This window comes from Enterococcus sp. DIV0724b (assembly GCF_050531475.1).
GTDB lineage: Bacteria > Bacillota > Bacilli > Lactobacillales > Enterococcaceae > Enterococcus_L > Enterococcus_L haemoperoxidus.
On record NZ_CP172890.1, the window covers coordinates 1,202,278 to 1,226,752 of the forward strand.

The following is a 24,475-nucleotide window of genomic DNA, read 5'->3' on the forward strand; positions in this document are numbered from 1 at the left end:
TATATTACTTGTGAGGTGACGTAGCTATGAATGAAGAGACAAAAAAATATAGATTAACTGAAAAATATATACAGTATGAAGGGCACATTTTATATAGAATCCAAGCAATTAAAAACTTTTCTGATGTAAACTGTGGAGAGTATGGTGGATTCGTGGAATCCGAAGAAAATTTGAATCAATATGATGATAGTTGGGTATATGACGAAGCAAAAGTATATGGTGATGCTAGGGTCGAACATGTAGCGAATGTGAAAGAATCTGCAGTCGTTTTTGAGAATGCTATTATTTTCCAATATGCTGTAGTTAAAGGCAATGCAAAAGTTTATGGCAATGCTTGGATCCGTGAATCCGCACACATTTCTGGTCAGGCAAGAATTTATGACGAAGCAAGAGTTGCAGGAACAGTTAAGGGAAACAGTATTATAAGTGGGGACGTGACTATATATGGTAATGCATATATTAGAAGCAAAGGAAACATCCGTACGTCTAGTGACTATGTTATAGTAGAGAATATTAATTTAGATAATCAAATATTGACTATTTATAAAGCTCGAAACAACGAAATTTATGTAACAAATCAAGAAGGTTATGAACAGAGTCTGGAAGAGTTCATGAAAAATGAGAAGGATTGTGGTGAGGTTATTTATGGAGTGTTATTAATAAATGGATTTAATCTAAAATAAAAGGGAAGGAAAGTTACCTAATGGAGAAAAAATATCAATTAACAAAAGAATCTATAGAAATTGATGGGCATAAATTATATAGAATCCAAGCAATCAGAGAGTTTAGTGTAGTAGAAAAAGGTGAATATGGTGGGTTTATAGAATCAGAAAAAAATCTGAATCAATACGATGATAGTTGGGTTAGTAAAGATGCAAAAGTCTATGAGCAGGCATATGTAAAAGATTATGGTGAGGTAAATCAGGAAGCTGTGGTCAAAGGAAATGGAATTATAGAAAAATTTGGGAAAGTTTTCAATAAGGCCGTAGTAGATGAATTTGCGTGTGTAACAGGAAATGCTCAAGTTATCCAAAATGCTTCAATAACAGGATGTGCAGTAATAACTGATGCTGTAGTTATAAGTGGTGATGCACAAATTTTTGGCGATGTAAAAGTTACTGGCGTAATGCATATTGGTGGTACTGCCGTAATATCAAGTTTGGATGATTATTTTTCTATATCCTCAATTGATGAAAGTATACTGATAATTGCTAAAGGAAGGGAACAAGAAATATGGGCATATAGAACGGGGCTATCAACTATTCCTCTCTCAGAATATAAGAAGCAGGTTTCTTCTCTAGAGTTTGAATTGGTTCTAAAAATTCTTAGCTTAAAAGGATGGATTTGAATGATGTAAGCAATATGTAATAGAGATCTTAAATTTTAATTATCTAGGCAGAAAAAAATATAGTTATATTAATATTCAAACATTTCAAAGTAGGGTATGTTTTATACCTTACTTTGATTATACATAGGTGGAAATGCTGGACTATTGCGGATTATATTCAGAAAATAGCAAAAAATGCTAATAAAAATACCTCAATAAAACCAGAAGCAAAATACAAAGGTAGTAAAAAGCATGGGGTGAACTGGAAAGAAGGGCCTGCTACAGCTAAAAGCGAAGGGACACCTCAGGGACAGTGGAGTAATAAAGATTTGGATTATGCTTCTGAAATAGCAAAAAAATTAGGAGCAAGAGAGAGTGGGTACTTTGATTTACCGCCGGGTTCATCTTCAGTTGTTTATAAACCGGATGGGAGTACAGTTCCAGCTAAAAGGATATGGATAAGAAATAATGGAACAGGCACATTTCATGGATATCCCTCAGAATAAGAAAGGAAAATTTTGTAATGTTTAGAATACAAGCAAGTAACCCAAAAATAAATAGTAATGGAGCAATGGAAATAGAAGATATTTCAGATTTGTCTGATTTAATAGAAAGTACATATATTTTGCATACAGAAGATATGATAATGTTTTGGAATTATATTCCAATAGTTGTTTCGTATAAATATAATTTAAGTGAACTGATAGATGATGTTTTAGAAATGCTATTTCAGCTTCGAACGAAAGAAGAAGGAACTCTGACTATTGAATGGCCTTCAAGTTCATTTCATGGTGTTTGGAATATGTCTTGGCAGAGTAATGATTGCTTAACAATTGATTCAGAGTGGACATCAGTTGTGGGAGGAACAAAAAAACTGTTAAACGATGATTCTAGAATAGAATTATCAAAAAAGGATTTTGTCGCAGAATGGAAAAAAGTGTTGGAAAATATTATTAATGGTTTGTGGGAGATAAATAAAAATAATCTTTTGAATTCTGCTATTCAAAAGATTGAAATAGAATATAAAAAAATTGAAAAGTATGGTGAATTATACCAAACTTAATCTAGTAATAAGTGCTATTTCTTATTGATTGTGAATTGAAAATAGAATTTAAAAATCCAGAGTAGCTGTATATTTTAGTTGCTCTGGATATATACATAGAGTCCACGTAGCCCAGCTCCCTGTAACGACGATAGTTAAACCAGATTTAGATAATGTAAACTTCTTAATTCTATCTGTACTGAAACGAAAGTCCCAAGTGCACAAGACCTTGCTAATGGGATAGTTGGTTGGTTTATTGGGGATTATATTCAGAAAATAGCAAAGAACGGTACTTATGAAGATGCTGATTAACATAGTGATAAAGGTAACTCAGTAAAAAGTAAAAAACCAAAAAATGGACAAAAAGCTTTAGACAATTCAGAACCAATAAACCCAAACACCACTGATAGAAGAATTGGAATTAGTGATGGAGAAATAGTTATTTTAGATAAAACAAGTGATGGATTATTACATGGTCATGTTAGAGAATGGGATGATTTAACAGAAAAAATGAAAAGTATTTTAAGAAAATCTGGAAAAGTGGATAAAAAAGGGCGGATAAAAAAATGAAATTAATAAGTACTTTTAAGTTTTCAAAAACAGCTTTTTTAAGTATGTATATTGTTGGAAATGCTGAACAACTATCGTATTTTAGTGAGGTAGAAATATACTATACTAATTTTGAATTACAGCTATTGTTATTTAAAGATTATTTAGGTGAAGGCATTAAAAATTTACAGACTATTTTACAGAAAACGCTAAATCAAGAATTATATATAAATGAAAAACTATTACTGAATGATTTGGGTTATGAGTATATGACATATTTGAAAAATATAAGTGATGATAATTTTAGTGTTGAAGATAATACAGCACAGTATTTATTATGGGAAACAGTAACAAATTATGACAAAAGTAACTGTTCTTGGCTATATAATAAAAATGATGATGTTGTTTTTGAAGTAACCCCTTCATACAAATACTTTTATGAAGAAAACGTAGAAATCCATTCATTTGATAAGTTTTTAGAAGAGTTTGAATCATATGCTGTAGAATTTTTATCAATGGATCAATGTAAAAAATGGTTAAATAAATTAAATTGTCTTATTAAAGAAATAAGTACAGTTTAGATATGGGGGATGCTGGAATTGAAAGAACAGATGGAGCAATAGAAGTATTTAAAAAAAGAAAAAGGAGATCGATGAGTTTATTGAGTATGCGTAAATTAATTTGATTTCTAATCTGTCATAAAGAGATAAAAAAAGTCAGAGTAACTGAGCAATTATAGTTTACTCTAACTGTATACATAAAAAATTGTAATTTAAACAAAGACATAAACTTATAGGATTGAATGTAAATTCTTTAAAAGGAAATTAAACATAAAAAGGAATTTTCAACACTGTAGTTATGTGGTGTTAATTACATCCGAGGAAGAAATGAGCAACCCGTAGGTTATCAGACATACAGCCAGGCATTATATCACCAAAGTGCAGCTTATCGATACCAGATTCAAGTTCAACGCGTGCAAGCAACTCGTAGAATAGCAACTGTTCGAATCAAGAAAGTTAGTGATACGGCAGATAAGAAATAGACAGGTAAGAAATGGACGGGTTCGAAAAATTCTACCAAGAGTTCTGGAACATGGGCATGGGCTGGACTCCCTACTTTAGCAGGTGGTGGGAGTGCGCTGACAGGAAAAGCTACTATTGCTCTAGGAACAGGAGCATTAGCAGGTTTATTTGTAGGATTAGTGGGAATAGGACTTAACACACGAGCGAAGGATTTACGAACAGATGATGGAATAGATGCTAGAAACTATGGTGTGAACAGACTTCCTAAAGGGTGGTCATCTAACGATTATAATGTGAGAGGACAACGAGGATCATTAGTTGTTGATAATTTAGGTCGTAGAAGGATTAGCGTTGATCGCACCACTGGAAAAACGACTTACTATAGCGCAACAGGAGAAACTTTAGGTGAGAAAGAATTACCTAAGCAAGCTGGATTAGGACAGTCAAATGGTAGAAGACACGAACCGCTTGATTTGGATGAAGAATTGGCAATGGAAGAAGCGATGAATAATCCTTCTAGCGGCAAAGAGTTACAAGGGAAAAATACAGATCCAAGATGGCCATCATCAGATGGTTGGGAAAAATGGACTAAAAATGTCAATGGTACAGAGGTACATTATCAGTATAATCCAAAGACTGTCCAGATTGATGATGTGAAAATAAAACCCAAGAAGGGAAATTAATTATGAGAGTAAAATGTATAGCAATAAATGGACAAGGACTTAATAAATTTACATTAAATAATTTGGGAGATGCTGTAAAATCAGAATATCCATTGAAAAAAAATGTGGTTTATACTATATATGGACAGCATATTTATAAGAATGTACTAAGCTATTTAATCATTGTAACTTATGAAAGTTTACCATCCTGGTATCCAGCAGAATTATTTGAAGTAGTAGATTATCAGGTTTATTTAGAGTGGTACTATTCTTATGAACCAAGCTCAGTTATCAGTGCGTTATGGGGATATAAAGAAATGGTGTTAACAGAGAATCATCATGATGATTTAATTGAAAGAACAGACGAGGCAATAGAAGTATTTTTAAAAAGGAAAAAGGAAATTGATGAGTTTATTGAGTATACGTAAATTAATTTGATTTCTAGTCTGTTACAAAGAGATAAAAAAATCAGAGTAACTGAGTAATTATAGTTTACTCTGACTGTATACATAAAAAATTGTAATTTAAACAAAGACATAAACTTATAGGATTGAATGTAAATTCTTTAAAAGGAAATTAAACATAGATGAAACATAGATGAAACATCTAATGAGTTAGTAATAGTTGATAAAAACGGAAATATTAAAACTTATTTTAAACCAAAGAGAGGATTAGATTATTATAATGAACAATGATAAACATATATGCCCAGTCTGTGGATTTGAGGGGTTAGAATTAGAAGCATATAATGATTTTGATGAACCATCTTATGAAATATGCCCCTGTTGCGGCTTTCAATTTGGATTTGATGATGATAATGCGGAACATAATAAAAATATAGAAATAGATAGATGGAGAAATAGGTGGATATCCGAAGGGTATAATTGGTATTCTGAAGTATTTGAAAAACCAAAAGATTGGGATCCAAAAAAGCAATTGGACAAGTTAAGTTTAGAAAGATAAAATTTTATATTATAGAACATATAATATAAATGCTATGAAATGAGTAGTCTGTGTCTCAATTAAAAGTTGGAGTAAGTTTTTTAATAACTTGCTCCAATCTATACATAAAAAACACCGAAATTGTCAACCTGCTTATTCTGTATAACGAGTACGGCTACCGCAGTGAATACCATGATCAGTCGAATCGGATCCATTTACGTGCTAGAGAATACAGCACCACAACAGGACGTTTCCTACAAGAAGATACCTGGTATGGAAAAGTAGAACAACCTCAAAGCCAGAACCGCTATATCTATGTAGAAAACAACCCGCAGAAATACCGTGATCGCAGCGGAAATGCTGGTTGGTGGTCTAAGGCATGGAATAGTGTGAAGAAAACTGCCAAAAAAGTTTGGAATGGCGCCAAACAAGTAGCGAAAAAAGTCTGGAACGGTGTTAAGAAGGTAGCAAGTGCTGTTTGGAATGGCGCAAAAGCTGTCTGGAATGCGGTTGTACCATCCTCACCTCGTGCTTCAAGTTCATGGGGAGGAATTGCATCTGGTGTTCGTTACGTGGGGAATTATGTTGGAAGAACGTATTACCCACAACGTAGTTATGTCGGTGTCAATTATATCCGAGGAAGAAATGGACAGCCTGTTGGTTATCAGACGTATAGTCAGGCGCTGTATTATCAAAGTGCGGCTTATCGCTATCAAGTACAGGTAGCTAGAGCACAAGCGACACGAGCAGCAGCTACAGTTCGAATCAAGAAAGTTTGTGATACGGCGGATAAGAAATGGACAGGTAAGAAAAGTAGCGAAGAGCAGTTAAAAGAGTTCGAGAAGAAATATGGCAAATTTAAAATAATTAAAAATGAAGTTCTCTTTATCCCTGGCGGAGGCGCAATAGGTTTACTGGGAAAAGCGAAGAATACGTTAGATTGGGCAAAGAATGCTATTGGTATTGGGAAGATATTTGCATCAGTAGGTGAAATGGGAGGGAATTTAAGAGAAGATAATAGCACAAAGAATAAATCCAAAGAGCAAGAAACAGATAAAGCTCTTGAGCAAGGAATGAATAAATCGAGTTATAAAACTAATACCAATATTGATTGTGAGGAGATAGCCGAGGACTTAGTAGAAATAAACAGAAATGGAAAAGTTTATAACATTACTTCTAAAGATGGTGGACAAGTGTCAATACCAGAGTATGGTCAGATAGAACAATTCGATTATCATTTTGTATATTCATATAATAATATGATATATGATCCACGTTATTCTTCCGTGCCAGTTTCCAAAGATATGTATTTTAAAGAAATTAATAGCCTAAATCCACAAGGGATTAATGTATTTGAAGCTAAATTGTAAAGGAGTAATGAAATGGATTCAGATGAGGACTATAAATTAGCTAATCTTATAAAGAAAAAATTTAATGTACGACAGAGAAGATTGCCCATGTACCAACGTAATGATTTTTATTATGAAATTCCTGCTCTATATTTTCAATTAGTTAAAGATAAAAACGAGCGAGGTGATTATGAAAAAATTAAAAATAGTGTAAAGTCATTTAAAGGAAACTTGGAGTGGCGTTGCGGACCGTCTGCGCCGTCAAGAAAAAACTATGAAATCATTCCTAAAATAGCAAGAATAACAATGGACAACCAAAAATCTAGTTATGATGATTATCTCAATTATAAAAATTTAACTGATCAAGAAACTTTTGAACGAATTTGTGATTTAGCGATAGAGGATATCCCAAATTTGTACGAACATATGAAAAAAACTTTGTAGAGTTTAGTTAAGAGGAGTAGAAAAAAGCTAAAATGGAGAATTTTCTCTATTTTAGCTATACATAATATCAAATAACTCTGAGCTAAAAATATTCCAAATAAAAATGTGATATGGCCGACAGGAAATGAGCAAGAAGTAATTCAGGACTTGTTGTAGGAATGGCATTCGTGATTCCCATTCCAAGAGTACCAGTAGTCCCACCTGTAACGACGATACCTAAACCAGATCTAGATACTGAAAACTTCTCATTTCCATCTTTACCGAAAGTCCCAAGTGCACAAGACCTTGCTAATGGGATAGTTGGCGGGTTTATTGGGGATTATATTCAGAAAATAGCAAAAAATAGAGATTTAGATGATGTTAAAGCTAAAGATTTGAAACATCTACCGAATAATAAAGTAAAAGATTTAGGTGGTGAAGAATATACGCAGGATGTAAAAGGTAAAAGTAAAGCAGACTTATACTGGAATCCTAAAACAGGTGATGTTTACTCTATCCCTAAAAAAGGAGGACCGCCAACCTATGTTGATACAATACCTAAAGGAAAATAGTAAAGGAGAAGAAAATGGATAATACAAGACCTAAAGAGCTAACTAATGGAAAAATGATTAGAGAATATAGTACTTCTTTTTCTCGAATACCGATGGTTAGATATGAAGAAATTGTAGAATATTATATAAAAGAACCAGCAAAAATTATCGTAGTAAGTGAGAGTAACAAAATAAAATGTGAGCTTATTTTTCAAGTGGTTAGAGAAGTTCCAAATAGTGATTTAATTAGTTTTTCTATTTATTCAGATGAAAGAGAAGAATTTGATGAGAACACATTTTTTATAATTAGAAAAGTTTATTGGAATAAAAAAGTAGATATTGCTGGAATAAGAGAAGGTGTAAAAGAGAGAGAAGAACTTTTAAACACATATCCTTCAATCGAAAATAATAATATTGTAGTTTCAAATAATTCTAAAATAATTAGAATTATAAAGCAGTTAGACAATTTAGTTTCTGATGGAATTATTTTAAGTGATGAAATAAATCCAGATTGGTCAGGTGCTAACCAACTGAGAGTCATGCGATGTTTTGATTGGGGAATAATTGAAAGTTTGTGGGGAAAGCAAAAGAAAAATATTGAACTAGAGAAGTTTCTATATGAAAGTATTGAAAAGTTGAACGATATTATTTTGAATGAAAAGCCAACTGATTTTGAAATAGATTTAGATTATCTTTATTCACCAGATAGTTTAAAATCAATTGTTAATGGAAGTATTGTGAAGTAGAAAGAATAGTAATATAAATGATAATGGTTCAAATAGTTCCAAAAAGTTGGGGTAAGTTTTTTTATAGCTTACTCCAATTTGTACGTAAAATCTAGTGAAATAATTAATCTGTTTATTCAGTTTTGTGCGTAGGAAAAATGATGTTGCAGCGGAAACGCTGATTGGTGGTCTAAAGCTTGGAATAAAGCGACACGAGCAGCAGCTACAGTTCGAATCAAGAAAGTTTGTGATACGGCGGATAAGAAATGGACGGGTAAGAATAAAGGGCTGGTTGTAGGAGCCGCATTTGTGATTCCAATACCAAGAGTCCCGGTAGTCCCACCTGTAACGACGATACCTAAACCAGATCTAGATACTGGAAACTTCTCATTCCCATCTTTACCAAAAGTCCCAAGTGACAAGACCGTGCTAATGGGATAGTTGGCTGGTTTATTGGGGATTATATTCAGAAAGTGCAAGAAAAAAATATTGATGATATTGCTAGAGCGAATGATTGGGGGATTTCTAGGATTTTAGAAGATCATTATGATTGACATGGAGCAGAAACAAATTCAAAAAATATGGATGATTATGCGAAGAAAGCACGTGATTTATATAATAGAAGAGGTAGTATCAATAGTAAAACGGACGATAAGGGAGTAACAAGGGTTTATGATGAGACGACAGGTCTTTTTGGCTCGTATAATAGAGATGGTAGTAGCAGAACTATATTTAAACCTGTAAAAGGAAAAGCTTATTGGGATAAGCAACCAGGAAAATAATTTGAAATCGGAGGTTGATAAGTAATGTATACATGTACTATTTGTGGTTATAAGGGATTGGAAATAGAATCGTATGGAAAAGATTATCCATCAGGAGAAGTTTGTTCTTGTTGCGGTTTTCAATTTGGTGAAGATGATGATAAAGGAATTTCTCATGATGGATGGAGAGAATCATGGATAGAAAAGGGGTGTCCTTTTTGGTATATTCCTGATTGTCCAGAAAATTGGAATGTAGAAAAACAATTAAAAGAGATTGGAGTCGTTTATAAAAAGAGTGATGTGATAAAAAATAGTTGTCCAGTCTGTGAGTTTGATGGATTATTTGAACCAGCTTACGATGAAGAATATGGCTACCCTTCAGATGATATTTGTCCATGTTGTGGTTTTCAATTTGGCTTGGACGATTATCCAAATAAAAACAAAGGAATACAAAAATGGCGTGAAAATTGGATATTAGGAGGTTGTCAATGGCACTTTAAACCAGACAAACCTGCAGAGTGGTCACCTCGACCACAGTTGACGAATTTGGTGAATCCGCAATACGAGAGTCATCAGTAGAAAAGGGAATCAAAGTTGGAGTAAGCTAAGTATTATTACAGCCTACTCCGGCTATATACATAATTTATTCAGTAACGCTAAGTATGTCTTTATCAATAAATAAACAGTAAGTAATTTAGGGCTTTTTGTAGTAATTAAATTTATAATTCCTATACCAAGAGTACCAGTAGTTCCACCTGTAGAAACGATACCTAAACCAGATCTAGATACTGGAAACTTCTCATTCCCATCTTTACCAAAAGTCCCAAGTGCACAAGACCTTGCGAATGGGATAGTTGGTTGGTTTATTGGGGATTATATTCAGAAAATAGCGAAAGAAACTGATTGGGAAAGAGATAATAGAGTTTCTTTAGATAATGAGACTATCTTAGGTGGTGGAAGTTATACGTCAACTAAAAAAAGAGTGAAAGGTGCTAAAGTATTTGAAAAAGATGGCAAATACTATCATCGTGACACCCTTCATAAAGGTAAAGGAAGCCATTTAGAAGTATATGATAAACATGGCAAACATATAGGTGAAGCTGATCCAAAAACAGGTGAGTTAAAACCAGGAACTGCAGATTTAAATAAAAAGCTACCCAAATAGGAGGAGAACATGTTGGGAGAAATAACAGTACCAATAATTGATAATGACATTTATGTACTTGCTGTGACTCAAAAATTTGTGATTGTAAATAATTCCTATGAAGGAATTTTAATTTTCAATAAAAATTTGGAAAAAATAGATGTGTATGAGATATGTTCAGATTTGATGATTTATCAAGTTTATTCAGATTATAATACTGATACAATCGTAATACACGATGCAGAAAGTGGAACGATGTATATTATCTGCTTACGAGATAAAAAACAAATAGTGATAAAAGACCAGTTTTTACCATATACAGAGTTTTGTTATTTTGAAGAAAATAGTTTTTTATTAAGACATTTGGATTATATGTATAAATTTTCTTTATTGACAGGGGAGGTAATTGAAAAAAAGTTTCAAAAGGAAAAGATTATTGCTAATAATCAGGATGAATATATTATTGAGTTAGACGAAGAAACTCTTATATATAAGAATAAGGAAATGGGAATAGTACTTTCTTTTAGTGAAGTAACTACATCTATTGATGTAAAAAATCGGTACATTATATTATATAATGAAACTTATTTAGAGTTATTTTATCTAGATAAAATAATAGGAAAGTATACTGTAAATCAAAAAATGGAATTGAGAAAGGCTGTAATAGATAGAGATTGTATCTATTTTATTTTAAACAAAAAAAATGATACTACAGAGAATATAATACACAAAAAGACCATTACTGAAGTAAGAAAAAATCTTGAGTAAATCTAGCTGACTTTTAATTGAAAAATAGAGTTTGAAAATCCAGAATAATGGAACAAATCATGACGGAAGTTCCTAAGAAAATCCTAAAAACAAAAGAGGTTTTGAAAAAGAAAAGGGAGAAGTCACTTATGATGAAAAAGGAAATAAATTTAGAGATTAGACTTGAAGATGGTAGTATTCCAATAATTAAACCAATCAATAGTGATATTGTGAGTATTGATAGCAAATTATGGAATCTATATACTCAATCTGAAAATTATGATCAGCTGTTTGGCATAGCGAAAAAAGAGTATATAAAAGTTGCACTAGATATTTTTAATAAGCCGATGAGCAATGAAGATCCTCGGTTAAATTTGCTTTCAAATGACTACTTCAAACTAAATCAAGAAACTAAATTTCTTTGTTTTATAAAAAAAGTTTTTGAATTAAATAAAGAAAAGTGCTACATCGATCTTGGAACATTTGAAAATAATCAAACCTTAATGGAGTTTCTGATAAACCAAGAGAAACACTTAGATCAAATAGATAAATATATCTTGTTAAATCAAATTGAGATTCTAAAGACTAGTAAAAATACCATTTATTTAATAGATGATCTTAATCTATTAACTATGTTTTTTAAAGGTTTTTTAAGAGAATGTTTGTGGAGTAGTTTATATTTTAATACTGTTCCTTTAATTATAAAAACAAATTATGACATCAGTTTACCGTTAGTTTTTCAGAATGAAGAAGATAAAAAGAGATACGAAAAAATTGCAAATGAGAGTGGGCTGTTCTTTTTGTAGACTAAATGAATTTACAAATGTATGAAACGAAGATGAAAGAGATAAAAATTGTATTTAAACTTAGTGTTGGAAGTTACTTGTTCGGAATATTGATTGTATAAGTTTAAATTAAAAGGGGCTGTTGTATGTTGTATATGGATTTTGAATCACAAAGAAAAATTTTAATAGACGATATATTACTATATGAACCAATCGTAAAAAGAAAATTATTATTGTTTATTAATAAATCGATTTGGAAATTCACTAGTTGCTTACTGTTATCAATATTATTATTCAATCTATATTATTTTGTATTTGGATGGAAAGGTATAATATCAAATATCTTTACTGGAACTCTAATCTTTCTTTCATTAGTCTTTTTGATCAAGTTACTACAAGTTAAATCGTTGATAACAAATAACTATCATACTTGGGCAACGACAAAACTTAAACTAGTTATGGTTTCTGAGTTGGATTGGTATTCAGATGATAACTATTTATATAATAAACTTGTAGTTGGAAAAAAAGAGAAGACTATAAGGATACAAAGAAAATCGTTAAGATTATTGAAATCAAAGGAGAAAGGGCGCTATTTTATTTGTGAAGAAATGGACTTCAATAAGATGTATACTTTTTCTTCAAAAGAACTATTTATAGGACAACTATCAGAAGCTGCAGTAATGAAGACATTATGTTGAAGCTGTATTGAATACTAAGAGAGCATATGCAAGTATCAGAAAAAAACTGATAATTGCATATGCTCTTTTTTATTTATCTATTTTTAAAACTTAAAAAGTTGTTCCCCTTTACAAAAGGAACGTACGTTCGTATAATTGGTTATGGAATAGAATAAGGAGAGGATAGTTATGATTTTTGATTATGAAAAAGAACCTAGAAGAGTGCTTTTTTGTATTGACGTGAAATCCTTTTATGCATCAGTTGAATGTGTGGCTAGAGGCTACGATCCACTTGAAAAAATGCTCGTTGTGATGAGTCACGCTGAAAATACTGGCGGCCTCGTTTTAGCCTCTTCACCAAAAGCGAAAGAAGTGCTGGGAATCACCAATGTGACACGAAAATATGATGTGCCGGATCATCCAGAGTTAGAGATCGTGCCGCCTCGGATGAATGAATATATCAAAGAAAACATGAAAATCAATGCAATCTATAAAGAATATGTTGCAGAAGAAGATTTACATATTTATTCGATCGATGAATCTTTTTTAGACGTAACTGCCAGTTGGAAATTGTTCGGAGAAACACCCAGAGCGTTAGCTAAAATCATTCAACAAAGAATCAAAAAAGAAACAGGTCTAGCGATCACGATCGGAATTGGTGATAATCCTTTGCTAGCCAAATTAGCGATGGATATCGAAGCAAAACACAATAATGAGCGGTTAGCTGAGTGGCATTATGAAAATGTTCCTGAAAAAGTCTGGGCAATTGAATCAATGACGGAGATGTGGGGAATTGGTCACCGGTTAGCCAAACGTTTAAATAACCTAGGAATTCGTTCTGTATATGATTTAGCCCATGCAGATTTAAATACTCTTAAAAGAAATTTAGGAATCATTGGTGAACAGCTATATGCACATGCGCATGGTATTGACCGCAGCCGTTTATCTGAAAAATACATACCAGAAGAACGCTCCTATAACAATTCTCAGATATTGATGCGGGATTATCTGAGACAAGATGAGATCGAAGTTGTAATCAGAGAAATGGCGGAACAAGTAGCAGCGCGCCTTAGAAAAGCCAATTGTCAGACAGAATGTGTTCATTTGTCTGTGGGATTTTCTAAAGCAGGTAAGTCGGGCGGTTCTGGTTTTTCAAGACAAATGAAAGTGCCATTAACAAACAGTAGCAAGTTGTTGATTGAATACTGTTTGACGATCTTTAGACAACATTGGCACGGAGAAGAAGTACGACATATTGGGATTACGTATTCCAAACTGAATTACAATACTTATGTACAATTGGATTTATTTCATGAACCAGATGAGCAAATGAAAGAACTGAAATTAGACCAGTTGATCGACGAAATTCGGCAACGTTTTGGCTATGTTTCGTTGGTTCACGCCAGTTCAGTCTCATCTGGCGGTACAGCAATTTCAAGAGCATCACTAGTCGGCGGGCATGCAGGGGGAATGGAGGGCTTGCAATGAGTAAAGAGCGAGATTATTATTTTGAACAGTATCAAGATCGAAAAATGAAAAAGTGGGCAGGATTTTATTTATCTGAACATACCGCAATTATTGAACAAGAGAAAAAAATACAGCCAGCTAAAAAGAAAATACAAATGAGCTGGTCAGAAATCGATGAAGTATTAGCTCAGGCTTTTCAAAATCAAGTTGAAGTGATGATTCAAAAAGAAGAACTAGATTGTGAAGGAAATTATGGAGCAGATATTATTGGCATGATTCAAGGTCATGATGAATTGGGCATTTATGTTGGAGGGCATAAGATCGGTTACGATGAAATTCGCCATGTTCAGTTATACTAAAGAAAACCATCTAACTTTATATACGGTGCTAAAGTTAGATGGTTTTTCAGTTTTTAACGGCTAGTGACAAGAAAGAATTCGGCTAACGCGAATAGAATCATCATTACTGCAATTAGACCACAAACAATCAAATGACGGCGCTTATGCATCATCACGATAGCAATAAATTCTCTTAAAAAGGCATTCGGCAGAAAGTAGAAGGCTGTTCGAGCTCCGATACCATCGGCTTTTAGGTTCGCCATTTTTGCAAAAAGACCAGCACGGAATAAATGAAAATTATTGGTTGTGAAAAGTGCTCGGAAATCTGTGCCACCAAAATCTTGTTCCATGATTTCTTTTGAAAATTTCATATTCTCTAGCGTATTTTTAGAATTTGTTTCAACTAAAATATCTTCTTCGGGAATCCCTTTTTCAAGGGCATAATTTTTCATTGCAAGGCTTTCTGCGATATGTTCGTCATCGCCTTTACCGCCAGACATCAGAATTTTTGGCGGATTCAAAGTAGCATTGGACTGCGCTTTATAAAATTGAATCGCTTTTTCGATCCGTTTGCCTAAAAGAGGCGGAACCGTTTTTCCATCGATCAAACCAGAACCTAGAACAATAATAAAATCTTTATTATATTTAGGTTGGTTGAATTGATAAATGATCGAAATCGTTAAAAAATTATAGAAAACAATAGAAAAATAAAACATAGATAACGGTAAGATTCCAAATAGTAGAGAAGCCCATTGCGGTAAAACTTTATCTGAATAGTAATTAAATATCAGAAAGACTGTCAAACCAATCGCTAAAAGTAATGTCAATAAGTTTGCTAAAGAGTGTCCTTCTTTGCGCATCACGACAATTGCATTCCAATACAAGAAAACAAGCAAAGCGTAAAGTCCAATTAATAGTAGCAGCAACAAAAAAACGCCTGTAATTCCTGCTAAAACGATCAATAAAGGATTCATTGTTCTAACAAGCAAAGAGCCCAAGTAAGTCATACCTACGATGAGAAATAAATTAAACAATAATCCGTTGGCTAACCTACGTTTCTCTTTAAAATAACTAAAAAGAAAAATCAGGAGAAAACTTGATGGGATCAAAAAATAATAAGTATGAAGCTGTACTTCTAAAAAAATAACATAAATGATAAAGCAAATCGAAAACCAAAGTAGTTCAAAAAATTTCCAATCTTGATTGACCTTTTTTTGGCGCCATTTTGGAATAATAAATACACCAATAAGATAAATGATACCAATGATAATACTAAAATAATTCCCCATAATAGAACTCCTTCAATAAATGATTTCTATATTAGTATAACGAAAAATGAGGGAAAAAAATACTATAAAGTCTGTTTTATTAAGCTTAGAAAGAGGAAAAAAAATAAACATTCTTCACTTTTATTAAAATAAAGAATGTTTATTTTTTAATTATTCACAAGAACGAACTGGAAACGTGATAAAGAAGCTTGTTCCGATACCTTCTTTTGACTCTAATGAAAGGTGCCATTCATATTTTGCAACAATCGAGGTTACTGCGAACAAGCCAAGACCAGTACCTTCGTCGGCAGATTTTGTGGTAAAAAATGGTTCAAATATTTTTTCCTTTAACTCAGTAGGGATTCCTGGACCATTATCAGAGATTTCCAAGGTAACAAAACGATTGATCTGACTCATTTGATGCCTGCTTTTTTGCAACAGTTCAGTTATTTCCTTTGAAGCAGGTGAGACAGTTACAGTAATTTTTTGCTGTTTATTGGAATTTTCTTTTGTAGCTTGATAGGCATTTGTGATCAGGTTATAAATTAAATTCTGTAAATCAGTTTCTTCTAATTTTGTGGTGCCAAGATTTTCCTGAATGGACAGAGATAATTGAACTTTTTTTGGAATAATTTCTCCAATCAAGTGAGTCGCAACGCCAATAGCGGCAGAAATATCTATCCACTCCTGAACGCTTTTTTGAGGTTTAGAAAAGCGTAGGACATTTGATGATAGTTGTTTTCCTTTTTGGGCAGAATGGAGGATCTCTTCTAAATCTGCTTCTAATACAGGATCGTCGCTATGTTCTTCCAATAATAATTGGGTATTGCCGATAATTGGCGTTAAGAAATTGTTCATATCATGGACAATGGAAGTTGTGAGAAGACCGACAGTTTCCATTTTGTTTCGTTGATAGAGTTCTAATTCTAACTGATGCTGCATTTTTTGCTGTTTTTGTTTTTCGATTAGTTGGCGGTTTTCTGCTTCGATTGTTTCTTTTTTTCTGAAATTATGAATAAACAACGAGCAAATAATAATTAAAAGTAATAATAAAACTAAAAGGAAAGACAAAACGATTACAAAATTGATGATATCATCATTTCGTTCATTATAATCCGCATTGATTGCAACAACCCAATGAGCAAGACCAACATCGATCCATTCAAAAGCACTTATTTTTAAAACTTCTGTTGGAATATCTTCATCCCACCAATAAGATTTATAAGTCAGTTTTCCTGAATCGTGGTTTAGCTGATATTTTTCTAAGCGTTTTAAATCAGAATAGTCAAAATCAGGATATAGTTTTTCTCGTCCATTGATAATGTCTAAGCCAACTTGCTGTGGGACAGGATGCATAACCACCGTCATCGAGCGATCCTTGATCATTGGGTAGCCTTTATAGTCTAATTCAAAATCTTGTAGAAAATTTTTATAAAAGGCTTCTAAATTCAATGGTAAAATCAAATAACCATCAATGGCGCCAGATGAGGTTCTAATTTCTTGATAAAAATTAACATAAGCTTTTTTATCGATAAAATACGAATCACCATTTTGAGCAGTTGGCTTATCCAGTAGTTGTTTTAGGGACAAATCATGATTGATAAAGGGACGAATCGTTTCAGTATCTGTAATCAAGACTTGTTTTTTCTCAGAATCCCAATGAAAGGCGTATAAAGGTGTGCCATCAGGTTCAATATAAAAGAGCGCATCAGCCTCATTATTTAAAGAATCAAAAAAGGTGTTGAGAGATGAAGCGCTGTTTTTTAAGTAAGTCTCCGGGGCATCACTATTTTTTAAATTACCGTCGATTGCTAGATAATTAAGAGCTTGATGGCGGTTTTTCATAGAAAGTTGGATCACTTTACCAACATATTCTGTTGACTGCAGCAAAAAGTCCTGTCCGCTAGCCGTTGTTGTTTTGCGAATAATGGAAAATCCCCGAATTGCAAAGAAAACGGATACAACAATAAAGACAATCATCGCTGCGATCATGATGTTTACAATTCTATTTGTTCGTTTCATTGGTCTAGCTCCTTTTAAAAGTCTGTTCATATCATAACAAGTTCATGTTGAAATTTAAAGATAATTCCGCTATTGTATAGATAATGTAAAAAAATAATGAGGTGTGCACGTTGCGAAACGAAAAAATTTTAGTGGTAGATGATGATCCTGCAATTCGCCGATTGATTTGGAAGTCGCTTCAGTCAACGGGATTATTGGTTTATCAAAGTGATACGATCGAAAAAACAATAGATATCATGAACCGAGTAGAGTTTCAATTATTTCTGTTAGATGTAAGTCTAGAACACGAGAATGACGGTTATCATTTGGCTCAATTGATTCGAGAACGCCAGCCCTTGACACCCATTATCTTTGTAAGTGGGAAAAAAAGCGAGCAAGATATCATCAGTGGTCTAGAATCGGGAGGGGATGTTTATCTCTCTAAACCTTTTGCGCCAGATGTTTTACGAGCACAGGTCATCAGTACGTTGAACCGAACAGAGCAGTTACTGACACTAAGCCAGAATCGTGAAGAAACCTTATTGAAAGATGGAATCTTTTCGTTTGATAAAAATCAATACCAGTTTAGTAAAAATGGTGAAATCGTAAATATGACTTCTAAAGAAATCATGATGATTTTATTTTTTATGGAAAATCCGTATCAAGTATTTAGTAAGGAACAGATTTACGCTAGTGTCTGGAGTGATGGAGATATGGATAAGAATCTGATCACGGTGTACATTAACTACTTAAGAAATAAGATTGAAGATGATCCCAAGAAACCAAAATACTTACAGACAGTTTGGGGCATTGGCTATTTATTTAATCCAGAAGGGAAAGAAGCATGAAGCTGGATTGAATGGGTAAATTTATAAAAACAGGTGGTGAGCAGATATGCTCCTCACCTGTTTTTATATTTTTTTATTATGTAAAACTCAAAACAGCCCTTCCAAACGACCAAAAAAGAAACTTAATGCGATTAAATCAGCGGAACCGCCTGGACTAAGATTTTCTTCAATCAATTGTTGATCAAAAAGAATCAACGCATCTTCTAGTTCTTTTTCTGAGCTATTGATGGAGAGAGTTTGTAAAAGTTCAGTTGCTTGTTTTTGGACGTTGCTCCAACCATTGATACCACCCCGATTGATTAAATTAGAGTCTTCGATCGTTGCCATTAAACGTAATAACAAAATTAAAAACATGGTGCGTTGATCATAATTATAGTATTTTCTTAAAAATGGAAGTGCGTTGTCTTTAAGTGCAGGATAACCTAACTCTGCTTCACCGCGAATGCCAATGATACCATATTCTAAATAAAGTCTTTCTCCATAACTTAATTGTTTTTTTTGTGCCAAACCTGCAAAATCTTTTAAAAGTAATCCTTTGGTCATCCGTTTTACATAGTTAAAAACATCTGCTGTATCTTGTTTTGCAAAGGGAATCTGGAGGTGCTTATCGTTCATTATTTTTCCTGTTGCACTTAAAAGTAAGGCAAAAGAGAAATTTGCTCCTTTATGGGTATTAATACCTTTGGTTTTTCTCAGCATGGCAGTTTCAGCTTGCTGACCAAGGGCACGAACCTTTTCAAATAAAACAGAAGGGGAGCCGTCATGATTAATCCCTAAATCAATATATTTTGTAAAAAATGGAGCAAGTGCGGTACTACTATCAATAAAAGTAGAATAATTCATGTCTGCATGTGCACCGCAGCTTTTAGGATCGACTAGCCCTGGTTTAGGAGAAAGACTAGCTTCATATAACAGCGCTTCTAAAGCAAATTCACTGATCAGTTTAGGCGCATTCTGTTCATTTAGCTGTTTCATTTAAATGTTTTTCCATTTCTTTAAGGATGAACGTTTGAGAATAATCTAAATGTTCTGTAATAAGTAGTTTTAATTGTTCTTCTTCTTGGTTCAGCATACATTTATAGATCAACCAATGCTCATTCAACGCTTTATCTCGACGGTCTTTAGAACGAATTGAGATATCTCTAAAGTAGACGAGGTATTCACGCAATTTCATGACGATTGATTTTAAACGTAGCATCTTACTTTTTTCATAAATCAATTCATTGAAATCAGAAAACTTTTGTAAAACCTGATCGATTTCATTTGCTTCATTTAAACGTTCCGTTTCTTCTAATAAAGTTTTTAGCTCTTCAAAATCTTCAGAATCCATTTCTTTCATCGCTGTGATCGTAGCTAAAACATCCAAAGACTTTCTAATGGCATAAATTTCATTGGCATCATTAAGTGAAATCCCTCGCACGATAATGCCAACGCCACGAACATGATCAACTAAGCCTTCTTCCACTAATTTTTGTAAGGCATAGCGAATCGGTGTACGGCTGATATTCATCACTTCAGAAAACTCTTTTTCATTGATCCGTTGTCCAGCAGGAATTTCACCCAGAATGATTGTTTTGCGAAATGCTTTATAAACAAGCTCTTTCAACGGTTCATTGACACTTAAATCTAAATTTTTTCCAACTGCTTCTGATATTGTACTCATCTGATTACTCCTCTTTTGGTTAATAGTAGGAAAAATAAATGAATATTTTTATTCTATATTGCTAAGAAAAAGATAAGAAAATCGCACAAATTTTTTTATGAAATGTACGATTTTCAATGAACAAAAATAGTTATTGCGGAATATAAAGCGGCATATGACCAGTCAAGACGATCGTTACAACAAAGATAATAAAGATGCCCAACGCCCATTTAGCGGATTCTTTTTGCCATTGCCCCATATCTAAACCAGTCAAACGAAGTAATAGATAAATGAAAGCAACCAATGGACTTAACAAGTGGAACGCTTGTCCCATTAATGAAGCCAATGCCATTTGCATATCTGTAAATCCGTAAGCACGACCAGCTTCGGCTAAAACAGGTAAGACCCCAAAGTAGAACCCATCATTCGAAATAAAGAAAGTACCAGGTGCTGAAATCAAGGCAATCACTAAGCCCCAGAAACCGGCTAATTGATTCGGAATGATTTTTGTGAAACTTTGAGCTAATGCATCTGCCATACCAGTCCCTTGGAAAAGTCCCATGAAGACACCCGCTGCAAAAACTAAGATGACTACTTGAACAGCATCGCCGCCATTAGCACCAATACGTGATGATTGATCTTTTAAAACAGGGTAGTTGACCATTAATGCTACAACAGTACCAGTTAAGAACAAGAATAACGGTGGTAAACCAAGTCCAACAAATGAGTCTGTTACTAATAAAGCGATCAAGCCGATGGTTAAAATCGCATTGAATAACCAAATTTTAGGTCGACGAATCGCCAATGTTTCTTCATCTGTAACAGTTGTCATGGCATCGATTTCTTCATCTGTCAGTTGCTTGATGCCAAGACGAGCACGTTCTTTTCTACCCATAGAAGGTGCTACGATGAAGATTACATAAAGTAATGCAATGATCATACCAGGAATCAGATACGCTAAAATTTCAGCACCAACATTCAACACACTCATCGCACGAGCAGTTGGACCGCCCCAAGGGAGTAAGTTCATGATTGTGTTTTGCAAAATAACAATGACGGCTAAGTTCATCAATTTCATATCCAGTTTCTTATAGATAGGAATAAAAGCAGAACAGCAAATCAATGTTGTCGTTGTGCCATCTCCATTAAGCGAAACGGCTGCGGCAACAACAGCTGTAGCGATTAACACTTTCATCGGATCGCCTTTTGCGATGTGGATCATTTTTTTCGTAATTGGGTCAAATAGTCCAGCATCCAACATAATTGAAAAATAAAGAATGGCAAACAATAACATGATACCTGTAGTGGATGTTGTTTTGATTCCTTCCATAACAAAGTCTCCGATAGAGCCTTTCTTAGAAACACCTGCAAACATTGCAATCAGGGCAAAAATCAGTGGAATCAAAACCAAAGCTGTAAACGGTGACATTTTCTTTTTCATGATGACAAACATGAAGACGATGATCATCACATAAGACAAAACAGTTAATAACATTTTTTTTCTCTCCTTCAACACTAAATTCGTTTTCCGAAACAATCGGGCGTCTCTTTGTGGTGTTGGGTCTATAGAAAATTAACAGTAAGGCAAATTTAGAAAGCCCTTTCTTGTTTCGTTAACAATGCTAAGTTTAATCTAAGAAAGTTTAGATAAATAGATGGGAGGGGGAAAAAGAACACCAAAAAAACACAAATGAGAGCGGTTTCTTAAAGAGATGTTAATAAGATATTAATAAAACCTTAAATGCTTTGAAACGTTGATATAACAAGGTTTATAAGGTTTTTACAAGTTTTTGGACAAAGAGGAACAGAGAAAGAACAATTTGAGGTTGATGATTTCATTTTATTGTAATCGTTTTTACCTATAATGAATTCATAAACAGAAAGGATGTGAGTTCATGGGTCTATTTGAACGGCTGTTTAATAAAGAAAAAACAGAAATAAAATCAGATGAAGTACGACTTTCTCCTATAATAGAAGAACAGAATGAATGGCAGGAAGTTGTTGGCTACATTCCAGTAGAAAGTGAAGAATATCAATTTGTTTCGCTGATTGCAACCGCAATCGCTGCTGGAGATCAACCAGAAAGTGAATTTAGGATTAAACGTATTTCAAAAAGAAATCCAGAAGCACAACTGGTTTCTGTGATCGCTACTAGTATTGCATCGGCTGATCACACAGAGAGTCAGTTTGTCATTCGGTCAATCAAGGAGAAAAGAACGAGTTAGTTTTTGAATTACTTGATAGCATCGGTCAGTTTGTTTGGAAAATGATGAATGAGGCAAAAAGCACGTCAGTCGTAATTCCCTATTTTTCAGTCAGAGCTGGACGAGCCCATTGTGCGTTTGTGTTATCTAGTTCCATGGGCTAGTCTCTCGGAAAAAAGATAAATGATGAATGAGGCAAAAATCACCTCAGTCATAATTTCCTATTTTTCAGTCGAGACCGGACGAGCCCATTACACTTTAAATTTTAGGAGGAAAAGAAATGTTACGTAAGTTTAAAATCTCAATCGATGGAAAAGAGTATTTAGTAGAAATGGAAGAAATTGGTGGTGTGCCACAAGCGCCAATAGCAGCACCAGTAGCACCTGTGGCAGAAGTGGCGCCAACGCCAGAGCCAGAGCCAGTAGAAACAGCAGCTCCTGTAGCAAGCACAACTGCTGGAAGCGATGCAATGCCATCACCTATGCCTGGAACAATCTTGAAAATTTTGGTAAATGTTGGCGATACAGTTCAGGAGAATCAACCGTTAATGATTCTTGAAGCGATGAAAATGGAAAATGAAATTGTAGCTGGTAAATCTGGCCTAGTCACAGGGATACATGTTAAGCAGGGGGATATGGTCAATCCTGGAGAACCATTAATTACAATTGGTTAAAGAAGAAAAAAGTAGTTTAATTTAAAAAGAGGAAGTGACGTTTGTGGAGACATTAATTGAAGGTGTAGTAGGAATGGGACAGGAACCGGGACGTATTGTAATGATGGTCATCGGAGGCGTCCTGATGTACTTGGGGATCAAAAAAGAGTATGAACCTACCTTACTTGTACCGATGGGATTAGGAACGATTTTAGTTAACTTTCCCAATTCAGGAGTACTAAGTGCTGGTGGAGAAGCTGGTCCGTTTCAAGTGTTGTTTGATATAGGAATTTCGACGGAATTATTTCCATTGTTACTATTTATCGGTATTGGCGCTATGATCGATTTCGGTCCATTGTTACAAAATCCATTTTTATTATTGTTCGGTGCAGCCGCTCAATTCGGGATTTTCTTTACAATTATTGCGGCCGTTTTATTAGGTTTTGATTTAAATGATGCAGCTTCTATTGGAATCATCGGAGCAGCAGATGGACCAACGTCAATCTTTGTTGCCAACACGTTGAATTCGAAATATATGGGTGCGATCATGGTAGCGGCCTATTCTTATATGGCCTTAGTTCCAATTATTCAACCAGTCGCAATCAAAGCAGTTACGACAAAAAAAGAACGCAAAATTCGTATGACGTATCGTGCTGGTGAAGTATCACAAACAGCGAAAATTTTATTCCCAATCGTAATTACAATTGTCGCTGGATTGGTAGCACCAGTTTCCCTTCCTTTAGTTGGATTCTTAATGTTTGGGAATTTACTGCGTGAATGTGGAGTCTTAGATCGTTTATCTGTAACAGCACAAAATGAGCTGGTAAACATCATCAGTATTGTGCTAGGATTGGCGATTTCAGTGAAAATGCAATATGAAGAATTTTTACAAATTGATACGTTAATGGTTATTGGTTTGGGATTAGTTGCCTTTGTAATGGATTCAGTTGGGGGTGTCTTATTTGCCAAATTATTGAACCTGTTTAGAAAAGAAAAAATCAATCCAATGATTGGTGCTGCAGGAATTTCAGCATTTCCAATGTCTAGTCGAGTAATTCAAAAAATGGCAACAGACGAAGATCCACAGAACTTTATTTTAATGCATGCAGCAGGTGCAAATGTATCTGGACAGATTGCCTCAGTTATTGCGGGCGGCTTATTATTAGCGTTGCTTGCGTAGCGTTTTGAATAGAAGAAAGGGAAAGGAGCTTGTTTATGTCAGCTGATTTATTGAAATCATTAGAGTTATTGGTTTTTGGTTGGGGTGGCGTGTTTGTTGTCATTTTCGTGATCTACTTTGCGTCGTTTATGTTAAATAAATTATTCCCACCGAAAAGCTAGGAAGTGTT

General features: G+C 34.0%; 30 protein-coding genes and 1 pseudogene. 25 read left to right on the forward strand and 6 right to left on the reverse strand.

The window, feature by feature from the left end; genetic code table 11:
* Window positions 1-26 precede the first annotated feature (26 nt).
* The 13 genes and pseudogenes from IGJ02_RS05570 (at window position 27) to IGJ02_RS05630 (ending at window position 8,613) form a co-directional block, all read left to right on the forward strand.
* Window positions 27-683: a hypothetical protein gene (locus tag IGJ02_RS05570; RefSeq protein WP_010760832.1), complete on the forward strand. Its 657-nt coding sequence runs from the start codon at window positions 27-29 to the stop codon at window positions 681-683.
* Window positions 684-703: 20 nt separating this feature from the next.
* Entirely contained in the window at window positions 704-1,348 is a 645-nt protein-coding gene (locus tag IGJ02_RS05575) for a hypothetical protein (protein WP_010760833.1), read from the forward strand.
* Between the two features lie 113 nt (window positions 1,349-1,461).
* Window positions 1,462-1,833: a hypothetical protein gene (locus IGJ02_RS05580; RefSeq protein WP_010760834.1), complete on the forward strand. Its 372-nt coding sequence runs from the start codon at window positions 1,462-1,464 to the stop codon at window positions 1,831-1,833.
* A 17-nt stretch (window positions 1,834-1,850) separates the two neighbouring features.
* Window positions 1,851-2,390, forward strand: a complete 540-nt coding sequence (locus IGJ02_RS05585) for a hypothetical protein (protein ID WP_010760835.1) — start codon at window positions 1,851-1,853, stop codon at window positions 2,388-2,390.
* A gap of 545 nt (window positions 2,391-2,935) precedes the next feature.
* On the forward strand, window positions 2,936-3,499 hold the full coding sequence (locus IGJ02_RS05590; protein WP_430603541.1) for a hypothetical protein: 564 nt from the start codon (window positions 2,936-2,938) through the stop codon (window positions 3,497-3,499).
* Window positions 3,500-4,119: 620 nt separating this feature from the next.
* Complete coding sequence (locus tag IGJ02_RS05595; protein ID WP_430603543.1) at window positions 4,120-4,623, forward strand: hypothetical protein; 504 nt, start codon at window positions 4,120-4,122, stop codon at window positions 4,621-4,623.
* A 2-nt stretch (window positions 4,624-4,625) separates the two neighbouring features.
* Window positions 4,626-5,030 carry a phosphoribosylaminoimidazole synthetase gene (locus tag IGJ02_RS05600; RefSeq protein WP_430603544.1) on the forward strand — a complete coding sequence of 135 codons (405 nt, stop codon included), beginning with the start codon at window positions 4,626-4,628 and terminating at the stop codon, window positions 5,028-5,030.
* A gap of 256 nt (window positions 5,031-5,286) precedes the next feature.
* Complete coding sequence (locus IGJ02_RS05605) at window positions 5,287-5,565, forward strand: hypothetical protein (protein WP_010760839.1); 279 nt, start codon at window positions 5,287-5,289, stop codon at window positions 5,563-5,565.
* Window positions 5,566-5,615: 50 nt separating this feature from the next.
* A pseudogene (locus IGJ02_RS05610) lies at window positions 5,616-5,888 on the forward strand (RHS repeat-associated core domain-containing protein); the annotation flags it as partial.
* 45 nt (window positions 5,889-5,933) lie between these two features.
* Window positions 5,934-6,914 (forward strand): hypothetical protein, encoded by a 981-nt coding sequence (locus tag IGJ02_RS05615; RefSeq protein ID WP_430604140.1) that lies wholly within the window; start codon window positions 5,934-5,936, stop codon window positions 6,912-6,914.
* A 12-nt stretch (window positions 6,915-6,926) separates the two neighbouring features.
* Entirely contained in the window at window positions 6,927-7,337 is a 411-nt protein-coding gene (locus IGJ02_RS05620) for a hypothetical protein (RefSeq protein ID WP_010760849.1), read from the forward strand.
* Between the two features lie 158 nt (window positions 7,338-7,495).
* Window positions 7,496-7,888 carry a hypothetical protein gene (locus IGJ02_RS05625; protein ID WP_430603546.1) on the forward strand — a complete coding sequence of 131 codons (393 nt, stop codon included), beginning with the start codon at window positions 7,496-7,498 and terminating at the stop codon, window positions 7,886-7,888.
* 14 nt (window positions 7,889-7,902) lie between these two features.
* Window positions 7,903-8,613: a hypothetical protein gene (locus IGJ02_RS05630; RefSeq protein ID WP_430603548.1), complete on the forward strand. Its 711-nt coding sequence runs from the start codon at window positions 7,903-7,905 to the stop codon at window positions 8,611-8,613.
* Window positions 8,614-8,729: 116 nt separating this feature from the next.
* Here the strand turns inward: IGJ02_RS05630 and IGJ02_RS05635 are convergent, their stop codons facing one another.
* Window positions 8,730-9,014, reverse strand: a complete 285-nt coding sequence (locus IGJ02_RS05635) for a hypothetical protein (protein ID WP_430603550.1) — start codon at window positions 9,012-9,014, stop codon at window positions 8,730-8,732.
* A 384-nt stretch (window positions 9,015-9,398) separates the two neighbouring features.
* Between IGJ02_RS05635 and IGJ02_RS05640 the strand changes: the two genes are divergently transcribed.
* The 7 genes from IGJ02_RS05640 (at window position 9,399) to IGJ02_RS05670 (ending at window position 14,532) form a co-directional block, all read left to right on the forward strand.
* A complete protein-coding gene (locus IGJ02_RS05640; protein ID WP_430603551.1) occupies window positions 9,399-9,932 on the forward strand; it encodes a hypothetical protein in 534 nt (177 codons plus the stop codon).
* A 403-nt stretch (window positions 9,933-10,335) separates the two neighbouring features.
* The gene (locus tag IGJ02_RS05645; RefSeq protein WP_430603553.1) at window positions 10,336-10,518 is read left to right on the forward strand and encodes a colicin E3/pyocin S6 family cytotoxin; all 183 of its coding nucleotides are present in this window, start codon (window positions 10,336-10,338) and stop codon (window positions 10,516-10,518) included.
* Window positions 10,519-10,527: 9 nt separating this feature from the next.
* Window positions 10,528-11,265, forward strand: coding sequence for a hypothetical protein (locus IGJ02_RS05650; RefSeq protein ID WP_430603555.1), 738 nt, complete (start codon window positions 10,528-10,530; stop codon window positions 11,263-11,265).
* Between the two features lie 47 nt (window positions 11,266-11,312).
* Window positions 11,313-12,050: a hypothetical protein gene (locus IGJ02_RS05655; RefSeq protein ID WP_430603556.1), complete on the forward strand. Its 738-nt coding sequence runs from the start codon at window positions 11,313-11,315 to the stop codon at window positions 12,048-12,050.
* A gap of 125 nt (window positions 12,051-12,175) precedes the next feature.
* On the forward strand, window positions 12,176-12,727 hold the full coding sequence (locus IGJ02_RS05660) for a hypothetical protein (RefSeq protein ID WP_430603557.1): 552 nt from the start codon (window positions 12,176-12,178) through the stop codon (window positions 12,725-12,727).
* Window positions 12,728-12,895: 168 nt separating this feature from the next.
* Entirely contained in the window at window positions 12,896-14,194 is a 1,299-nt protein-coding gene (locus tag IGJ02_RS05665; RefSeq protein WP_010760857.1) for a Y-family DNA polymerase, read from the forward strand.
* Entirely contained in the window at window positions 14,191-14,532 is a 342-nt protein-coding gene (locus IGJ02_RS05670; RefSeq protein WP_010760858.1) for a hypothetical protein, read from the forward strand. Before IGJ02_RS05665 ends, IGJ02_RS05670 begins: the two co-directional genes overlap by 4 nt.
* 53 nt (window positions 14,533-14,585) lie before the next feature.
* On the opposite strand, the gene IGJ02_RS05675 is transcribed toward IGJ02_RS05670, so the two are convergent.
* Complete coding sequence (locus tag IGJ02_RS05675) at window positions 14,586-15,800, reverse strand: YdcF family protein (protein WP_430603559.1); 1,215 nt, start codon at window positions 15,798-15,800, stop codon at window positions 14,586-14,588.
* Between the two features lie 150 nt (window positions 15,801-15,950).
* On the reverse strand, window positions 15,951-17,801 hold the full coding sequence (locus tag IGJ02_RS05680; protein ID WP_430603561.1) for an ATP-binding protein: 1,851 nt from the start codon (window positions 17,799-17,801) through the stop codon (window positions 15,951-15,953).
* A 110-nt stretch (window positions 17,802-17,911) separates the two neighbouring features.
* Between IGJ02_RS05680 and IGJ02_RS05685 the strand changes: the two genes are divergently transcribed.
* Complete coding sequence (locus IGJ02_RS05685) at window positions 17,912-18,628, forward strand: response regulator transcription factor (protein WP_010760861.1); 717 nt, start codon at window positions 17,912-17,914, stop codon at window positions 18,626-18,628.
* A gap of 87 nt (window positions 18,629-18,715) precedes the next feature.
* Here IGJ02_RS05685 and citG read toward each other — a convergent pair whose 3' ends face one another.
* The 3 genes from citG to IGJ02_RS05700 form a co-directional block, all read right to left on the reverse strand.
* On the reverse strand, window positions 18,716-19,603 hold the full coding sequence (gene citG / locus IGJ02_RS05690; protein WP_430603563.1) for a triphosphoribosyl-dephospho-CoA synthase CitG: 888 nt from the start codon (window positions 19,601-19,603) through the stop codon (window positions 18,716-18,718).
* The gene (locus IGJ02_RS05695) at window positions 19,587-20,291 is read right to left on the reverse strand and encodes a GntR family transcriptional regulator (RefSeq protein ID WP_010760863.1); all 705 of its coding nucleotides are present in this window, start codon (window positions 20,289-20,291) and stop codon (window positions 19,587-19,589) included. Before IGJ02_RS05695 ends, citG begins: the two co-directional genes overlap by 17 nt.
* 130 nt (window positions 20,292-20,421) lie before the next feature.
* A complete protein-coding gene (locus IGJ02_RS05700) occupies window positions 20,422-21,765 on the reverse strand; it encodes a CitMHS family transporter (RefSeq protein ID WP_010760864.1) in 1,344 nt (447 codons plus the stop codon).
* Window positions 21,766-22,165: 400 nt separating this feature from the next.
* On the opposite strand from IGJ02_RS05700, the gene IGJ02_RS05705 reads away from it, so the two are divergent.
* The 4 genes from IGJ02_RS05705 (at window position 22,166) to IGJ02_RS05720 (ending at window position 24,467) form a co-directional block, all read left to right on the forward strand.
* Window positions 22,166-22,495 (forward strand): hypothetical protein, encoded by a 330-nt coding sequence (locus IGJ02_RS05705; RefSeq protein WP_430603565.1) that lies wholly within the window; start codon window positions 22,166-22,168, stop codon window positions 22,493-22,495.
* Between the two features lie 259 nt (window positions 22,496-22,754).
* Window positions 22,755-23,147 carry an acetyl-CoA carboxylase biotin carboxyl carrier protein subunit gene (locus IGJ02_RS05710; RefSeq protein WP_430603567.1) on the forward strand — a complete coding sequence of 131 codons (393 nt, stop codon included), beginning with the start codon at window positions 22,755-22,757 and terminating at the stop codon, window positions 23,145-23,147.
* A gap of 43 nt (window positions 23,148-23,190) precedes the next feature.
* Window positions 23,191-24,306: a sodium ion-translocating decarboxylase subunit beta gene (locus IGJ02_RS05715; protein WP_430603569.1), complete on the forward strand. Its 1,116-nt coding sequence runs from the start codon at window positions 23,191-23,193 to the stop codon at window positions 24,304-24,306.
* A gap of 35 nt (window positions 24,307-24,341) precedes the next feature.
* Window positions 24,342-24,467 (forward strand): OadG-related small transporter subunit, encoded by a 126-nt coding sequence (locus tag IGJ02_RS05720; RefSeq protein ID WP_010760868.1) that lies wholly within the window; start codon window positions 24,342-24,344, stop codon window positions 24,465-24,467.
* The last annotated feature ends 8 nt before the right edge of the window (window positions 24,468-24,475 follow it).

Coding starts and splice junctions, on each gene's coding strand:
- IGJ02_RS05570 (WP_010760832.1), top strand. CDS start 27: ATGAATGAAGAGACAAAAAAATATAGATTAACTGAAAAATATATACAG.
- IGJ02_RS05575 (WP_010760833.1), top strand. CDS start 704: ATGGAGAAAAAATATCAATTAACAAAAGAATCTATAGAAATTGATGGG.
- IGJ02_RS05585 (WP_010760835.1), top strand. CDS start 1,851: ATGTTTAGAATACAAGCAAGTAACCCAAAAATAAATAGTAATGGAGCA.
- IGJ02_RS05590 (WP_430603541.1), top strand. CDS start 2,936: ATGAAATTAATAAGTACTTTTAAGTTTTCAAAAACAGCTTTTTTAAGT.
- IGJ02_RS05600 (WP_430603544.1), top strand. CDS start 4,626: ATGAGAGTAAAATGTATAGCAATAAATGGACAAGGACTTAATAAATTT.
- IGJ02_RS05605 (WP_010760839.1), top strand. CDS start 5,287: ATGAACAATGATAAACATATATGCCCAGTCTGTGGATTTGAGGGGTTA.
- IGJ02_RS05620 (WP_010760849.1), top strand. CDS start 6,927: ATGGATTCAGATGAGGACTATAAATTAGCTAATCTTATAAAGAAAAAA.
- IGJ02_RS05625 (WP_430603546.1), top strand. CDS start 7,496: ATGGCATTCGTGATTCCCATTCCAAGAGTACCAGTAGTCCCACCTGTA.
- IGJ02_RS05630 (WP_430603548.1), top strand. CDS start 7,903: ATGGATAATACAAGACCTAAAGAGCTAACTAATGGAAAAATGATTAGA.
- IGJ02_RS05640 (WP_430603551.1), top strand. CDS start 9,399: ATGTATACATGTACTATTTGTGGTTATAAGGGATTGGAAATAGAATCG.
- IGJ02_RS05650 (WP_430603555.1), top strand. CDS start 10,528: ATGTTGGGAGAAATAACAGTACCAATAATTGATAATGACATTTATGTA.
- IGJ02_RS05655 (WP_430603556.1), top strand. CDS start 11,313: ATGGAACAAATCATGACGGAAGTTCCTAAGAAAATCCTAAAAACAAAA.
- IGJ02_RS05660 (WP_430603557.1), top strand. CDS start 12,176: ATGTTGTATATGGATTTTGAATCACAAAGAAAAATTTTAATAGACGAT.
- IGJ02_RS05665 (WP_010760857.1), top strand. CDS start 12,896: ATGATTTTTGATTATGAAAAAGAACCTAGAAGAGTGCTTTTTTGTATT.
- IGJ02_RS05670 (WP_010760858.1), top strand. CDS start 14,191: ATGAGTAAAGAGCGAGATTATTATTTTGAACAGTATCAAGATCGAAAA.
- IGJ02_RS05675 (WP_430603559.1), bottom strand. CDS start 15,800: ATGGGGAATTATTTTAGTATTATCATTGGTATCATTTATCTTATTGGT.
- IGJ02_RS05680 (WP_430603561.1), bottom strand. CDS start 17,801: ATGAAACGAACAAATAGAATTGTAAACATCATGATCGCAGCGATGATT.
- citG (WP_430603563.1), bottom strand. CDS start 19,603: ATGAAACAGCTAAATGAACAGAATGCGCCTAAACTGATCAGTGAATTT.
- IGJ02_RS05695 (WP_010760863.1), bottom strand. CDS start 20,291: ATGAGTACAATATCAGAAGCAGTTGGAAAAAATTTAGATTTAAGTGTC.
- IGJ02_RS05700 (WP_010760864.1), bottom strand. CDS start 21,765: ATGTTATTAACTGTTTTGTCTTATGTGATGATCATCGTCTTCATGTTT.
- IGJ02_RS05705 (WP_430603565.1), top strand. CDS start 22,166: ATGGGTCTATTTGAACGGCTGTTTAATAAAGAAAAAACAGAAATAAAA.
- IGJ02_RS05710 (WP_430603567.1), top strand. CDS start 22,755: ATGTTACGTAAGTTTAAAATCTCAATCGATGGAAAAGAGTATTTAGTA.
- IGJ02_RS05720 (WP_010760868.1), top strand. CDS start 24,342: ATGTCAGCTGATTTATTGAAATCATTAGAGTTATTGGTTTTTGGTTGG.